Genomic DNA, 15,331 nt, shown 5'->3' with positions numbered 1-15,331 from the left:
TGGCTCGATCGCCAGGACCTTGCGAATCTTCATCAAGGGCAATTGCCGTTTCTAGGTAGCACACTTTCAGTGCTCGTGCTTTTTATCTGTCGAGATTTCTACGACGGGTTTGAGTGAGCTCATCTCTTTCCTTCACTCTCCCTCGAACAAAAAAAAAGCCGCCCGTTTCCGGGCGGCTGAATGAGAACAGATGCAGCAAGTGTTACTTGCGGCGGCGGAACAGGAGAACCGCTGCGCCGAGGGCACCGAGAGCGATCGTGCTGGGTTCAGGAACCAAGCTGAAGCTCTTCAGTCCGGTCAGAACGGCGGGCAGGCTCGGAGGAGAACCAGCGCCACCCGTGGCAACGGTCACAGCATCAGACTTTCCAGTCTTCTTGCCGGCAGACAGAGCCGCAGCGTAGTTAGCACCGCCGGAGGCTTCCCAAGCGCGCACTGTCAGAGTCGCGTTCGCACCAGGAGCAACGCTCGTTGCGCGAGAGCTGTCCGGAGCCGGATTCCAATAGCCTGCGCCAGTACCCGTTCGGAACGGGGCCGTGGCACCCAGGAGTGTATCTCCTTCATAGAGACCAGCCAGGAAGGCCGGACCAGCAAGCTTGGTCGTGCCTCCGACATCAAACACGGGAGAATCGACGCCACCAGTTTTGTTGTTGAAGTTCACAGTGCCTTGCGCCTGAGTTGCATAAGCAACCACCAGCAGCGCGGCCACAGTTAGAAGTTTTTTCATAGTTTGGTTGGGTTTCTAAGGATACTCCAGGTTAGTTGTTGACCGAGAAATCGCGCTTCCATTGCGCAGCTGCAGCCTTGTTCACGAAGAAGGCTTCACCCACTTCAGGAGACGGCGGATTGTCCCAAGCGCCGAAGTCATAGGCGTGAATGCTGTAACGTCCACTCCCATTGTTGTATCGATAGACAGTGTCACCATCAGCCGCAGGGAACTTCAAAACAGTATCCAGTTGTCCCTTTTGAGGAACTTGAGAGGCTTGAATCGAAAATCCAGCAGGAATGTTCTGGGAGAGAGCACCCTGAGGCACTTCCCCAACAAACGTCACCGTGAACGCGCTCGAAGCTTCAATGAAAGCACCTTCGCCCGGATTCATCGTCTCAGCGCCATTCGCAAATTCACCGAAGTCCTTGGTGTTGACGCCGAATTTGCCACCGCTGAATTTGTAAACGGTCGTGCCATCGGGAGCAGATGCCAGCAAGGCACCCACCGTGTTTGCCGAAGCCTTGAGAGGGTTGGCAATCATCGAGAAGCCCTTGGGGACCGACACATTCACGTAGCCCACCGCGTTCACTGAGTAAACCTGCGCGGACGCAGCGGCGACACCTGCCGCAGCAAATGCGGCTGTAAGTAGTAGTGCTTTTGTTCTCATTTTGTTGCTTGGTTATTCCGTGTGTGCGCTCAGGCTCTCAAAGCATCAAGGATGTGTCAAACAGTTTTTTGAACATTTTCGCCCCCCTCGCTGTCGCGAGGAGCGCCAACTTTGGCAGGCCGGACTTCGCACACCCCAAACCTATCCAAAATCACATCCAATTCAACAAGTTTCGTTTTCACTTGATCGACGATCCCAACTCAACTTTCCAGATCCAAAAACTACCCCTTTTCATGGGATCGACTTTCGAATCAAGTCATTGCACATTAACATATTGTAATAATTAAATTCCCCCTTCGAGTCGACCTCTCGACGCCCTTCTCAGTCGATCCCAGATCCCTTCCCAAGCCTGACCGTCGGGTGGCTCCTCGACCAAGATCGCCGCAACCCCCTCTTCATCACATCGATGCCAGGCGGCATACATCCCCCTCGCATACGCTTCAGGATCATTCGGCAAGACGATCACTCGCTCGAAACCTTCAGGTATGATGGTGTGAGAAATGACAGCCACTTGCTCCATTTTGAGGCCCATTCCAGTCAAGGCAATGCGCGCACTCTTCCCGTGCTTCCATCGCCCAGTCCACAAATCCGCCCGCGGTGCATAGTGGGACCGCATCAAACCAGGACTGCGGAGCGTCTCGACTTCATTCCCCGCCAAGGTTTCTGACTGCGCCGTGCCAACACTCCGGCCCAGAACTCTCTCAATCGCCTCCCTCGAAATCATCCCGGCCCGCAGAACTCTCGGAACTTTTCCCGCAACATCCACCACGGTCGATTCAATGCCAACGGGGCATGGACCTCCATCAACAATCCAGGGGGCGTTTTCACCAAGGCTCTGCAAGACCTGAGTCGCTGCCGTTGGAGAGGTTTTGTTGGACCGATTCGCGCTGGGCGCGGCCAGCGGAAATCCGCATTGCTCCAGCACCGCCTGAAAGATGGGATGTGAAGGCCAGCGCACAGCCACCGTCGACCCGCCTGCCGTCACCCTGTCCGGTATTACAGAGCGCTTGGGCAAAACGAGCGTCAGCGGACCCGGCCAAAAGGCTCTCGCCAGTTGATCGGCCGCTTCAGGCCAATCGTTCACACTGGCTTTGGCCATTTCCATGCCTGACACATGCACAATGAGGGGATTGGAAGCAGGCCGTCCCTTGAGGCGATAGATCTCCTCAATCGCCCTTTCATTCCAAGCACTCGCCGCCAGTCCATAGACGGTTTCGGTCGGGAGGACCACCACGCTACCGCGCTTCAACCAATCCGCAGCCAGCGCCACGGACTGGGCAAAAGCTTCGGGCGTGTCGGCAGGAAGAATCTTGCCGTTTTCTGCTCGGAGAAGTGGAATCGAACTCACGCCAGCAATTTAGAATTCCTGGAATGAAATGGCAGTAGAAATGATCCGGCGTTCTTGCTTCACTGCCGCCGATGGATTTTCCCCACAAGATCTCCACGTTGCTTTACGGCTTCAATGCCCAGGACGAAGTGTTGTTGCTCCATCGCACGCGGGAGCCGAACCGGGGGCGATGGAGCCCGCCGGGGGGCAAACTCAAAACCTGGCTCGGCGAGTCGCCCTATCGCTGCGCCTGCCGCGAAGCCGGCGAGGAAATGAATTTGGCCCTTTCCGAGAGCGACTTGCGTTTGACCGGCCTCGTCTCCGAAGCGGCCTACCAAGGCACGACCCATTGGTTGATGTTTCTTTTCGAAATTCGACGAAAGCTGGAAAAGCCCCCTCCTCCTCACGAGGAAGGTGTGTTCGCATTTTACTCCCGAACCGCTTTGGATCGGCTCGACCTCCCGGATACCGATCGAGATTTTCTCTGGCCGCAGTTTTGGAAACATCGCGGTGGTTTTTTCGCGGCCCACGGAATTTGGAGCAGCGCGTCGGAAGTCAGCTGGCATCTCGAAGAATCCATTCATGGAACCTCCCATCGACCTCAACAGTGACGCCTACTTCATGGGTGAGGCTCTGCGGCTCGCTCGCCGCGCCTGGGAACACGACGAAGTTCCGGTGGGTGCGGTCATCGTTCGCGCGGGGCGCGTGATCGCGCGGTCCTGGAATCAGGTGGAGCTGCTCAAAGACGCCACGGCCCACGCCGAGATGCTGGCCATTACTCAAGCCGAAGCCGCGATTGGCGATTGGCGGCTCACGGATTGCACCCTCTTCGCCACCAAAGAACCTTGTCCCATGTGCGCGGGCGCGATCGTGCATGCACGACTCTCCCGTGTGGTATTCGGAGTCTCCGACGCCAAAGCCGGGGCCGCGGGCAGCGCCATGAATCTCCTTCAGTTTGAAGGACTCAACCACAAGTCCGACATCACTCGAGGGGTTCGCGAAGAGGAATGCCGGAGTTTGCTCTTGGACTTCTTCCGCCAGCAGCGGGCGAAATCCAAAACCAACCGCTGAAGGCTCAAAGGTTCAGAATAACAGCGCCGCCACGATCAACTGCAACAAACCCAAGCCGAGGATCAACACCCAGGCCAGGACTTCCCTCGCCCGGAGTGACTTTTGCGGCGCATCCGCAAATCCAAAACACAACTTCATCTCTCCAGCGTCGATGACGTCTCCATGACGCAGGGGAACTTCCGAAACAGGAGACCCATTGACCCTGCAGAACGCCTCTGCCCGGGCCGAGAGCACAAAGACACCATCCTTTTCGAGGCGGACGTTGAAGTGCCCCTCCCAGACTCCTTTGGCTTCGCAACGCAAGCCGTCCGCTGGACTCCTCCCAAAGCTTGCAGGGAGAGAACTGGCCACCCAAGTGGAACCCGCACCGGGGCCATTCATGACACGAAGTTGAATCAAAACGGCGAACACCCCGCACAACCAACCCCGCGCAGCACGGCTAAGCCAGGGTCAGATGAGCCTGCGTTTGACGATAATCTGATCCCCGGGATAAACCGGCTTGTCCAAGGTGGGATTCTTCGCGGCCTTCTCGCAATTGATGATGAGCTTCTCTCCGTTGGACCGGTTCAGGATGACATTCTTGCGGTTGGCGAAATCCGTGAATCCTCCGGCAGCGGAAATGGCCTTGAGCACGGTCATCTCGCCCGCGTAGACGTAACGGTTCGGGGTCCGCACATCGCCATCGACGAAGAAGAACCGATTTTCCGGAGCCACCGTGACCGTCAATTGTTCGCGGAAATAAGCCGGAACGTAGAGGTTATAAATATCCCTTTGCAACTGGCCGGGGGTTTTACCCGCCGCCTGGATGCGCAAATTCAGAGGCAGAGTCAAACTCCCGTCATCTTTGATGCGCTCGTCGTGGCGATTGGGAGCGGAAGCCAGACCCGAGAAAAGAACCGACACCATGTCGTTGGGCCTGAGCACATCGCCGCGGACCACGGGAGGCGCTTCGGGGGCGGGCGCGACAGGAGCCTTCGCCGCCGCACCGGGCGCAGGCGAAGTGGAACTCCCGAGTCCTCCGCCGGTGGTTTCACAACCGGTCGTCAAAGCCATCGCCGGGAGTAGCCAAAGAAAATGGACCGCGAGCCGAGGCCTGGCCTTTTCCCAAAGGGAGGAAAAAAAGAATGATCGAACGAGCTTCATGAGCGCCACGATTCCAACAATCCAACCGCAAGGGTCAATACTTTTGCTTGATCTCCACTCCGCCACCCCGTTCCGGCGTTTCCCCGGCTTGGGCGGCGGCCTTCTTGTGTTCCCCGTTCTTTTTGCCCCCGCCCTCATCGTTCCGGGAGTAGTAATCGTAATAATAACCGCTGTAGTAGTAGTAGTAAGAATCCTGGGAAATATTGATGTTGTTGAGCACAACTCCCAGCAATGTCCCGCCCACCTTCTCGACCATCTGCTTGGCACGAACGGTCATGGCCTGCGGGTATTTGCGATATTGAATCACCAACAGCGCCAAATCAACCTCGCTTGCCAGGATCGAGGCGTCGCTGACACCCATGATGGGCGGAGAATCGAAGAACACGTAATCGTAACGCTTTTTGGCCTCGCGAATGAACTCTCGCATTTGGGTCGAATTCAAAATACCCAGGGAACTGCTGGGCAACTTGCCGCTCGGCAGAAAATCCAACCCCGGCTGTTTGGTCGTCTGAATGACCTCCTCCAGCGAGTTCTGTTTGAGGAGGTAGTTGGTCAGTCCCACGGTGTTCGAGACCTTCAGAATCTTGTGCAGGCTCGGGCGGCGCAGATCCGAATCCACCACCAAAACCCGGCTCCCATGCTGGGCAAAGATGGTGGCCAGATTGAAAATCGTGGTGGATTTGCCTTCACCCGCGCCACCGCTCACCACCGTCAACGTGTTCTTCTGAGGGTCTTTCTGGGAGAACAAGACATTGGTTCTCAACACCCGGTAAGCTTCGGCATGCGGGCTGTCCGCCCCTTCCTCCAGCAACGAGCCCACGTTCTGCGGAATCACGCCCAGCACCGGCGCCTGCAAAGCGCGCTCCACGTCGTCAATGGTCTTCACGCTCGTGTCGAGATACTCAATGAAGAAGGCCAGGCCCACTCCGATCAGAAGACCCACCACCACGCCCAAACCAATGTTCAGCGGAATATTCGGCCGGAAAGGTTTTTGGCTCTCTTCCGCCCGGTCCGTGACTTCCACGATCGAGCTCTTGGGAAGGCTCAAGTCCACCTCCTCCTGGACGATCTTGAACTTCATCGTCTCCAGGATCCGCTTCTCCGTCTCCAACTCTCCTTTGATCAAGAAATAGGGCCGGTATTCGCTGGCGGCCTTGGCGTCCTTCTCGATGGCCACCGCCACTTGGTTCGACAGCTCGAGGGCCCGTTGAGTCGTGGCTTTCAACCGGCTTCCCAATCCCATGAGGATCCCATCGATACGCGCCTCAATCTGCGTGTTGAGGGTGCTGAGCAAGGCTTTGGTTTTGATCACTTCTGGGTGCAAATCACCCACATCCTTGTTCAGCGCGGACCACCGCTGCTCGGTGTCGTTCAGGCGGAGAAAAAGATCCTTCAACAGGTCGTCCGGCTCGGCCGAGAGAATGGCCTTGCGAAGGTTTTCCCGGTTCATGCTGCGCAAATCGTCGAGCTTCGCGGTGTAAAATGCCAACTCGCCGCGGGCCGCCAGGTGTTCGTTCTCGAGCCGCCGGACCGTCTCCGGTTCGAGAGTGGTGACCGGGGCGTTGCCTTCGGCCACGTAATCCGAGATCTTCAACCTGAGGCGCAACTCGGCCGCATTGCTCTGCAACGAATGAACCCTGGCCAACTGCAATTGATACTCATCCTTGAGTTTGGTGATGCCCTTGTCGGACATGTCACGGCGGAGACTGAGCCGGTTCTCCTTGTACGTTTCCGCAATTTTATTGCATAGATTGGCCGCTTCCCGCCGATCTTCGCTGCGGACGCTGATCTCAATCAGACTCGTATTCCGGGTTTGGCGGACATCAATGTGCCGCTTCAAAATCTCGTAAGTCTCGGAGGTCTTCAGCGGACCTTCCGAGTTATACCTCTTGGCCCATTCGTTGTTGAGCCCCATGTCTTCAATGACTTTATGCAGCACCTTCTTCGAGGTGATCTTCTCGAACTCAGTCTGAATGAAATAGGGATCGTAAACTTGAATGCTGTCCCTTTGGAAGAGACCCGAAATGTCCGTGGCGTCCTTTTCCACGGCGATGCGAACCATGCTGAGGTATTGAGGGGGGAGGATCAACGTGACGGCGGTCGTCGTGATGACCACGAGCAAGAACACCAGCAGAATGACGCTCTTCCGGATGCGAATGATGCGCCAATAATCGAGGAAATGGAGCTTGGATTCGGACTGAGGGGCGTTCTTGACTGATTCCATGGAAAAAAAAGGAGGCTAGATGTTGGTCCAGCCTCCCGTCAAAGTTAACTGAAGGGCTTAGTAGGTAAACCGCACGCCCAGGAAGACCCGGCTGCGATCAAACCCACGGTCGACCAAGTCCGAATCGAGGTTGTCGTAGGCGTAGCCCAATTCCGCTGCAATATACTGGTTGAATTGGTAGGCGACATTCGCTCCCAGGGTCCAGTAATCGTCCACCAAGTCGCCCGGGATATTGTCGTTGAACGTAGAATGCTGGTACTGAGCCGTGAAGCCGGCGCGCAATTTGGCGGTGAGTTGGTGGCGGACGAGGACGTAAGCCGCGGTGCTGACCATGTCGAGCGTCGGCAACCCGACGTTGAACAGGGCGACATCCGTGGGTACCCGCTCGTGACGCACCCCCACTTGAAGCGTGCTGCCCGTGGTGTAATTCCAGGAAAGGCTGCCGTCGGCGTAGGGCGAGGTTTTATCATCAGGCGACCCAGGAAGCGAACCGGTGTAATCGGTAAGTTGGACACCCACACGTCCGGAAAAGTTCAGAGTCGGGTTAAAATAATGATCCAACCCTGCGAACAGATAATGGGATTCATTGTCGCGAACGTTGGGACTCACGAACGGCGCCGCAAAGGCCAGAGAATCCTTGCCGCGATAATCGACGATCCCGAATTGATAACCGACCGAAGCGATCGTGCTCGAGGCCACCCGGAACCGGAGGCTGCCCGAGATCAAATGCTGCATGCGGTCGAGAATCGCCGAATAGCTGCCAGGCCCGCTTTCGTCGTAATCGTAAATCGTATTGCCATACCCCACCACCGTGCTCAGGACGGAAGTCCAGTCAGCGGTATAAGCGGCGGAAGCGCGATTGTTGATGTTGTTGGAATCGCTCCGAAGAATCGGCGCCGTGGTCGGGCCGGTCGGTTCCAGCAACTCGGGTTCGCGCGCTACCACGAAGGAATTGCTCAGATCCACCTTGTGATGCTCGTTGAACCGGTGATTGATCGCGCCATTCACCAGATGACTGTGGTCGGCGGAATCATTCACGCGATCCTCGAAGTATCGCATGATGTAATCATACGAAAGCGAGTAGCGCGTTTGATGGTGAAAAATATTGAACTTCGCGGAAGGGGTCACCTCAAACCCATAGCTCTCGCGAGCAGCCCCGTCCGGACGCATGGCGTAGTTGTCGTCATAGAATCCGCGCAAACCTGCGGAGATACTCCAGGGTTTGCCGGTTTCGAGCGGGCTCAGGATTTGGGTGTCAGCAGCGTTCAACCCCAAGGCGCCCACAGCAGCCATACTGGCGGATGCAAGAATTTTGTTCATAGCGATACGATGTCCGTTTCCAGGGAAAGACGTTACCCTCAAACAGCTTGATTATTTGAAATGCAGGCAGGTTTTACGTTCAAACAGAATTGGTGTCAAACGGAAAACTCCCAGAAAACTCATAAGGCGAGCCACTTTCGCATTTCTGAATTTCCGCTTATTTCAGCCAGCGTTCCCGGTCCGTGAGGTAAAAATGGCCCACCGTCTCGAATCCTCCCGCCGATTTTTTGAGTGGAAATCCCGACGGCAAGTTGGTCTTCACCAGGCCCTGCAAAATAAACCACTCCCAGCTCGTCGCCTGAGGCTTGACCATCTGCGAATGAAATTTTGCGTCCGTGGTGCGCTGGGTCAGATAGAGTGCCGAGACGGGCTTCTGAAAGTCGCTCACCGCGAAAAAGTCTTCTTTCGCGTTGATCACCGTCCAGATGGCCTTCTTCCGGCCATACCACGACACCGCCCACGGGACATCGGTCATGATCAGTTCCTTGGGCGTCATCCATCCCGAGAGCGTCTGCACCACGGGCGGATAGTAAGGCGGATAAGCCACCGGATGCAACCGCGGCGGCAGCAGCACGAGCAACAAGGGAGCGCACGACAACAACACGAACCCCGTGGTGACGAGATGCTTGATTTCCGGCATCGGGACTTCCAATTGATCCAGCAGCGTCAGGAAAATCGCCGTCCCAAAGACAAAAACCAGCGGTGCCGCGATGGCCAGCAGGTTTTCCCCGTTCACCACAGGATTCTCGGTGCTCAGGAAGGTCCTGCCCATCACCTGAACCAACCCGAAGATCGCCAGTGTTCCAACGAGGAACCATCGCAAACGGCTCAACACCGGATTCCGAAAGTTTACCATCAGACCGGCGAGAAAGAACGCCGAGACCCAGCTCCCGCCCAGCTTCGGCAAATCCTCTTGCAAAAGCGCCGTGCCGTTCACCACCAATTTGCGCAGGAATTCTTCAAATTCGACCCGGTTGAATGCGGGCGCCAAAGCGCGTTCCAAATGATCGGACGGAAAGGACTTGCTCTCCGCGTAAACCGCGTATCCCGCCGTCCCAAAGAAATGACCGCTCAGTTGATGATTCCGCACCAGCCAAGGGGTTGTCACCACTGCGAACGCAACCAACACGGCGCCCATCGCCACCCATCGCCGCTGCGGCCCGCTCCACCCGGCATGAACCAGGACGGGTAAAAGGAGCCACCCGTAACTGTAGCGGGTCAACAAACCCGCCCCGAGCAATAACCCCGCCGCTGCGGCCCAGAGCATGGTGGATCGCAATGGTTTCTCGGGATTCCGGCAGGACTCATCCAGTCGAGTCAGGACTGAGACCAAGGCCAGAAACAGGTTGATGAGCAGCAGGGTTGAAAGCCCTGAAATACTGAACCTCCAAAACAATTCGCCGCCGACGAAAAGCAAGGTCGAGATCAAGGCCGCGGATGCGTCAAACAACCGCCTCGCCAACAGATAGAGCTGGATCGCCGCCAGCATGAACAGCACTTGGTTGAACAGGGCGATCACGATCTCGGGTTGATAGGTGTGGAAGGCGGCGTTTTGGGGAATTTCGTAGCGAAACGGCGCCACTTTCATGAGGCCGGCCAGAAGGACCGGATACAACGGCGGATGAGTGATATCCGGATGATCAACATGCAAAAAAGTCGGATCCGACGCCGGATCGGCCGGGCTGGCGGCCTTATCTTTCGCGAGCTCGCGATGACGCTGCTGAAGGAGGTGCGCGCTGAGCGGGCGGATGCAGCGCGTGGTGAAGCCCTCCCCCTCAGCAATGTTGCGGGCGAGCTGGGCCTGGTCCATGGCCTCGGGTGAATTGAAGTTCTTGAACTCGCGAAGATCGTAGATCACCGCCATCGCCAGGAGCGCCACCGCGCCCAGCACGGAGCGCAGCCAGCCCGCCCCCTCGCCCACTTCGAATTTATGAATCAGTTCTTGCAGACCTACCATGCCAGTCTCCTTCCAGTCCGGGTTTAGATGCCTTCCAATCGATACTCGTTCAACTTGCGGTGCAGCGTGCGCCGGCTGATCCCAATGCGCTGTGCGGCCAGGGTGCGGCTGCCGCCCGCTTCCTTCAGCGCGCGAATGATGAGCTGCTTCTCGGCCTCTTTGACCGTGAGAGGAGTCTCTCCCGGCGCGGCATCACTCGGAATGGGGGCGGCCGTCATCACCGCAGGGGCGCGCAGCTCGGCAGGAAGGTCACGCACCCCGGCCCGGTCACCCCGGCACAACACGACGGCGTGTTCAACCGCGGCGCGCAACTCCCGGACATTCCCCGGCCAAGGGTAACTCCGCAGCGCATCCAAGGCGTCCAGGGTGAACTCCTGGACCCCCTTGCCGTTCTCGCGGGCGAATTCCTGCAGAAACGCGCGGGCGAGCAGTGGAACGTCCCCCGGGCGTTCCCGCAGCGGAGGGAGGTGGATCTCGACGACGCGAAGCCTGAAATACAAATCCTCGCGAAACGTTCCCTGCTTGACCATTTGCGCCAGATTCTTGTTGGTTGCGGCGACCAGCCGAACGTCCGCCGTCAAGGTCTTGTTCGACCCCACGCGTTCAAATGTGCGCTCGCTTAAGAAGCGCAAGAGCTTGACCTGAACCGAAGCGTCGATCTCCCCAATTTCATCCAGGAAGAGGGTGCCACCGCCCGCCAGCTCGAATCGTCCCACCCGGCGCTCATGCGCCCCGGTGAACGCGCCTTTTTCGTGACCAAAAAGTTCGCTTTCCAGCAGGGACGGGGAGAGCGCCGCGCAATGGACCGTGACGAGTGGAAAGCGCGCGCGGGGACTGAGCCGGTGGATGGCCTTGGCGATGAGTTCCTTTCCCGTGCCGCTTTCTCCCGTCACCAACACGGTGGCGCGGCTGGGGGCCACTTGCGCCACCACCTCAAACACTTCCTTCATCAAGGACGATTCGCCCACGATGTTTTCAACCCCAAACTTCCGGTCGAGCTGCTGATGGAGGTTGCGATTCTCGACTTCCAAATTCTGTTGCCGAAGCGCCTTGGCGATGCGCAACTCAAGTTCTTCAATCTGCAGCCGGCCCTTGGCGATATAATCATCCGCCCCTTGCTTCATCGCCTCGACCGCAACTTCCTCTGACCCGTAGGCCGTCATCAAAATGCAAATCGGCGGATGGGACAACGACTTGGCCCGTGCCAGGAGCTTCAGACCGTCCTCGTTGGGCAGCCGCAGATCCGTCAGCAGCACATCCACGGGCTCCTTTTCCAGGAGCGCCATGGCGGTCGCGGCGTCCTCAGCCAGAAAGACCTCGTAGCGGTCCTCGAGTGCCGCCCGCAAGCCGTCGCGGGTAGGCTTCTCGTCGTCGACAATGAGCAAGGTGGGGCGGCTCATGGGGTTCCCGCCTCAAGCAAGCGGGGTGCCTTCTGTCCCCGGGGAAGCCAAACTCGGAAAGAAGTTCCTTTGCCCATGTGACTTTCCACCTCGATCCGCCCGCCGTGGTCTCGAACGATGCGCTGCACGATCATCAACCCCAGGCCGGATCCCTTCTTTTTCGTGGTGAAGAAGGGTTCAAAAATGCGCTGGAGCTGATCCGTGGGTATCCCTCCTCCCGTATCGCTGACGGCGATCCACACGCCGTCCGGCGTGGACCCGGTTTCCATGCCCAGGCGTCCACCGCGGGTCATGGCTTGCATCGCGTTCTTCGCCAAATTCACGAGCACCTGTTTGATCTGGCGCGGATCGATGACCGCATCGGGAAACGGTTTTTGAAAGCGCTGCTCGACGAGGAGGCCGCGATTGTCGCATTGGGGACGCAGCAGCGCGAGCGTCTCGGCCGCCACGTCGTTGAGCGACGCAGGACGCCACTGAGGTCGCGACGGACGGATCGCCTGCAAGAACTGCGTGACGATGTCATCGAGCCGGGCGATTTCCCCTTTGGCCACCGCCAGATACCCGGCGAGTTTGTCACTGATTTCCTCGACATCGCGGCCTTCCAGAGGCTTGGACGGCAAGGCGGCGGGCGGGGCGGGAGTTTTCTTCTTGGCACAACGCGCTTCGGTCCAGCGCAACTTCTTGAGTTCCCGATCCATCAACTGGAGATGAATGCTGAGTGCGTTGAGAGGGTTTCCGACCTCGTGGGCCACGCTTGCCGCCAGGAGGGTCAGCGCCTGAACACGCTCGCTTTCGATCGCTTCGAAGGTCTGCTGCCGCGCTTCAGTCGCGTCGTGCACGATCAAGGCAAATCCGGCTCGCCCAACGCTCTCGCCATCCAACGGCGCCGCGTAAAGCCGGAGGAAACGGGGCCGGGGATAATGAATTTCGAATTCGTGGCGAAAGATGCGCGGTCCGCCCTCCTTGTCGAGCGACTCGAGCCTCAGCCAATCGAGCTCGGGCAAATGGCGGCGAACCGGCTGATTCTCAACGGACTCCGGTGCAAAACCGAACAAGTGCCCCGCCGCCAAATTGCTGTAAACGATCTTGCCTTCCTCATCCACCACGAGGATGCCATCTTCGATGGTGTTGAAGAGTGTTTCCAGGAAGGCTCTCTCGCGGGCCAGGCGCTGGACCACGCTTTGGAGTCCTTGCTGATCGATGCGTCCGAGACGCCCAAGCACTTTCTCGACAAAATTGGACTTGGCTTTTGGCATGGGAGGAGCCCGGCGTCTTCTAGAACCACCTTCGCTTCTTGAAATACCAGACGGTGGCGACGGTGGAAATCAAGGTCACCACGGAAGCCAGCCCGTAGCCGTGAGCCCATTTCACTTCCGGCATCGTTTCGAAATTCATGCCGTACCAGGTGCCCACCATCATCATGGGAGTGGTGATGGCGGTAATCATGGTCAGAAATTTCACCACCTCCCCGGTCTGGTTGGAGGACATGTTGAGATACACCTGCAAGATCCCTGTGAGGGAATCCGTGTAGCTTTGGGCGAGCTCCGCGATGTGGAACAACCGGTCATGGACGTCGCGGTAGTAGGGCACGAGGTGAGGACGAATCAATTTGAACTCGCCTTTGGCGAAGCGGGAAAGGACTTCGCGCTGAGGACCGATGATCTGCCGCAAATGCATGACCTCCTTCTTGACCTGAAGAATCTTGTTCAACGTGCGGGAGGAGGGGTGCTGCAACGCCTGCTGTTCGAGATCGCCAATCTCCAAAGCCAGCTCCTCAAGGGCCGGTTTGTAATTCTCAACTAAGGCATCGAGAAGAATGTGGGCCACCCGGTCCGGCGCCCTCGCGACGAGGACATTGCTGCGAATGCAGCGCTCCTCAACGGCCTGCATCGACTTCATGGCCACCTCGTGAAAAGTGACGAGGAAATTCTTCCCCAGAAAAAAATTAAGCTCGCTGGTCGCAAATACACCGTCTTTCCGGCTGTAATCGACCGCGTGAATGACCATGAATAGATAGGGCGCAAACCGGTCTTCCTCCTTCGGAACATACTCCTCCACCTTCGGCGACGGCGTCACCATCACACAGTCCTCAATGGAAAGCGGATGAAATCGAAATACATCCTCTAGAAAAAACTTGGTCTCCTCCGGTGTCGGATCCTCCAAGTCAACCCATAGAAACAAGTTGGTGTCCGCCAGCAACGTCGGAATCAGGAAGGCATCCAGGTCGCGCATATGCAAGCGCCCCTGAGTCGTAAAAGCAAATGAACGAACCATGATCCGACCCCAATTTCCATGAACCCTTGCAATGAGTCAAGTTGGCGCTGTGCTCAGATGCGGCGAAGCCCGTTCAAACAGTAACAAGTTGTCACAAGGATCATTCTCGGCTGGCCCGATGAATTCACTTGCGATGTCGGGGATGGGTCCTTAGTTAGTAGGGATTGTCGCGGTTGGGTCGATGATTGCCGAGCGGGTTTAAGCTCCCGGCAGGCGGCTCTGAAGTGAGTTCAAGATCCCTGCGGCGAGAGCAGGATTGCCCGCGTGGCGGAATTGGCAGACGCGCTAGATTCAGGTTCTAGTGAGTAACATCGTACAGGTTCAAGTCCTGTCGCGGGCACCAGCTGCAGCATGATGGACTAGGGGTTCGAGCAGATCATCTCAACCCAAGCCCCTCCCTCCCCGGAACGTTTCCGCCGCTGAATCCTGCGCCGGCTTTTCCCTCAAACTCACTTTTCCTTGCTGAGGGCGTTCAAAATGAATTGGCGCCGGTGTTCGGCTTGGTTCCGGAACGAATCGAGATGGCGCTGAAAACGCCTGGAAGCTTCAGCGGGATCCTGCCGCGTCAGACCCGCGCGAATCATGATTTCCGGCCCCAGCCGATTCTCCAGCGACACGACGAGGGGTTCCATTTTCGCAGGCGTAAACACGGTCAGACAGATTTCCGCCAGCCTTTTTTTGAAGCGCTGGCGAAATTCAGGATTAGCCAGCAAAGGACCCGAAAACCATCCCGGCGGGCGCCACCAGGAAGCGCCTCCGAACGGGCCTCCACCTTCAAATCGCATCAAACCTCGTAACCGGGGCGGGTTGTCACCCTGCATGCCCATCGTGAGCGGCATGTCATACCAATCGAAACGCTCGCTCGCCCCGTCATATTCGCCCCAGGTCTTGTCCTGGTCCCAGGGGTAGATCTCCCACTTCGATCCAGGCTTCACGTCACGATAGACGAAGTAGTTGTTGAAGAATCCATCCCAGTTTTGAACGCACATGTTCACCGCGAAGTAATTGATGAACTCTTCGACGTTGAACTCCTTCTGAATGACCTCCCATTGGGCCGCGGCGTCGCGGACTTTCAATCGCTTTCTTTCTTTCAACATGTGTGTCCCTTAGTATTTAAGGCGGAACGAAAAGCCCAACGCAATGGGACGCAGGCTCAGGCTGCAAGCCTGGAACGGACCAGCTACATCCTGGTGTTGACTTCACTTCCCGCGGCGAGATTCTCAGCCAACCAGGTTTTGCAAT

Annotated in this window: 14 protein-coding genes and 1 tRNA gene; 3 read left to right on the top strand and 12 right to left on the bottom strand. The window is 57.4% G+C overall.

What is annotated here, in order from left to right; genetic code table 11:
• Positions 1 to 202: 202 nt before the first annotated feature.
• From FJ404_10420 to FJ404_10410, 3 genes are all read right to left on the bottom strand, one after another.
• Positions 203 to 724: a PEP-CTERM sorting domain-containing protein gene (locus tag FJ404_10420; GenBank protein ID MBM3823283.1), complete on the bottom strand. Its 522-nt coding sequence runs from the start codon at positions 722 to 724 to the stop codon at positions 203 to 205.
• Positions 725 to 755: 31 nt separating this feature from the next.
• Positions 756 to 1,373: a hypothetical protein gene (locus FJ404_10415; GenBank protein MBM3823282.1), complete on the bottom strand. Its 618-nt coding sequence runs from the start codon at positions 1,371 to 1,373 to the stop codon at positions 756 to 758.
• A gap of 283 nt (positions 1,374 to 1,656) precedes the next feature.
• Positions 1,657 to 2,730: a threonylcarbamoyl-AMP synthase gene (locus FJ404_10410; GenBank protein MBM3823281.1), complete on the bottom strand. Its 1,074-nt coding sequence runs from the start codon at positions 2,728 to 2,730 to the stop codon at positions 1,657 to 1,659.
• Between the two features lie 62 nt (positions 2,731 to 2,792).
• On the opposite strand from FJ404_10410, the gene FJ404_10405 reads away from it, so the two are divergent.
• Positions 2,793 to 3,311, top strand: coding sequence for an NUDIX domain-containing protein (locus tag FJ404_10405; protein MBM3823280.1), 519 nt, complete (start codon positions 2,793 to 2,795; stop codon positions 3,309 to 3,311).
• Positions 3,283 to 3,771, top strand: coding sequence for a tRNA adenosine(34) deaminase TadA (gene tadA / locus FJ404_10400; GenBank protein MBM3823279.1), 489 nt, complete (start codon positions 3,283 to 3,285; stop codon positions 3,769 to 3,771). Before FJ404_10405 ends, tadA begins: the two co-directional genes overlap by 29 nt.
• A gap of 12 nt (positions 3,772 to 3,783) precedes the next feature.
• Here tadA and FJ404_10395 read toward each other — a convergent pair whose 3' ends face one another.
• From FJ404_10395 to corA, 8 genes are all read right to left on the bottom strand, one after another.
• Positions 3,784 to 4,152 carry an FHA domain-containing protein gene (locus FJ404_10395; GenBank protein ID MBM3823278.1) on the bottom strand — a complete coding sequence of 123 codons (369 nt, stop codon included), beginning with the start codon at positions 4,150 to 4,152 and terminating at the stop codon, positions 3,784 to 3,786.
• 69 nt (positions 4,153 to 4,221) lie between these two features.
• Positions 4,222 to 5,052 carry a polysaccharide export protein gene (locus tag FJ404_10390; GenBank protein MBM3823277.1) on the bottom strand — a complete coding sequence of 277 codons (831 nt, stop codon included), beginning with the start codon at positions 5,050 to 5,052 and terminating at the stop codon, positions 4,222 to 4,224.
• The gene (locus FJ404_10385) at positions 4,949 to 7,138 is read right to left on the bottom strand and encodes a polysaccharide biosynthesis tyrosine autokinase (protein MBM3823276.1); all 2,190 of its coding nucleotides are present in this window, start codon (positions 7,136 to 7,138) and stop codon (positions 4,949 to 4,951) included. The genes FJ404_10390 and FJ404_10385 overlap by 104 nt, the downstream gene beginning before the upstream one ends.
• Positions 7,139 to 7,195: 57 nt before the next feature.
• The gene (locus FJ404_10380; protein MBM3823275.1) at positions 7,196 to 8,458 is read right to left on the bottom strand and encodes a hypothetical protein; all 1,263 of its coding nucleotides are present in this window, start codon (positions 8,456 to 8,458) and stop codon (positions 7,196 to 7,198) included.
• A 157-nt stretch (positions 8,459 to 8,615) separates the two neighbouring features.
• Positions 8,616 to 10,415 carry a glycosyltransferase family 39 protein gene (locus tag FJ404_10375; protein MBM3823274.1) on the bottom strand — a complete coding sequence of 600 codons (1,800 nt, stop codon included), beginning with the start codon at positions 10,413 to 10,415 and terminating at the stop codon, positions 8,616 to 8,618.
• A 23-nt stretch (positions 10,416 to 10,438) separates the two neighbouring features.
• Positions 10,439 to 11,815 (bottom strand): sigma-54-dependent Fis family transcriptional regulator, encoded by a 1,377-nt coding sequence (locus tag FJ404_10370; GenBank protein ID MBM3823273.1) that lies wholly within the window; start codon positions 11,813 to 11,815, stop codon positions 10,439 to 10,441.
• Complete coding sequence (locus FJ404_10365; GenBank protein ID MBM3823272.1) at positions 11,812 to 13,071, bottom strand: PAS domain S-box protein; 1,260 nt, start codon at positions 13,069 to 13,071, stop codon at positions 11,812 to 11,814. Before FJ404_10365 ends, FJ404_10370 begins: the two co-directional genes overlap by 4 nt.
• Positions 13,072 to 13,090: 19 nt before the next feature.
• The gene (gene corA, locus FJ404_10360; protein MBM3823271.1) at positions 13,091 to 14,089 is read right to left on the bottom strand and encodes a magnesium/cobalt transporter CorA; all 999 of its coding nucleotides are present in this window, start codon (positions 14,087 to 14,089) and stop codon (positions 13,091 to 13,093) included.
• Between the two features lie 258 nt (positions 14,090 to 14,347).
• On the opposite strand from corA, the gene FJ404_10355 reads away from it, so the two are divergent.
• Positions 14,348 to 14,432, top strand: a tRNA-Leu gene (locus tag FJ404_10355).
• A gap of 106 nt (positions 14,433 to 14,538) precedes the next feature.
• On the opposite strand, the gene FJ404_10350 is transcribed toward FJ404_10355, so the two are convergent.
• Positions 14,539 to 15,186, bottom strand: coding sequence for a hypothetical protein (locus FJ404_10350; protein ID MBM3823270.1), 648 nt, complete (start codon positions 15,184 to 15,186; stop codon positions 14,539 to 14,541).
• Positions 15,187 to 15,331: the final 145 nt, after the last annotated feature.

The organism is Verrucomicrobiota bacterium (assembly GCA_016871495.1).
GTDB lineage: Bacteria > Verrucomicrobiota > Verrucomicrobiia > Limisphaerales > VHDF01 > VHDF01.
The sequence above is the reverse complement of the archived record's forward strand: the minus strand, read 5'-3'. Positions and strand labels throughout refer to the sequence as shown.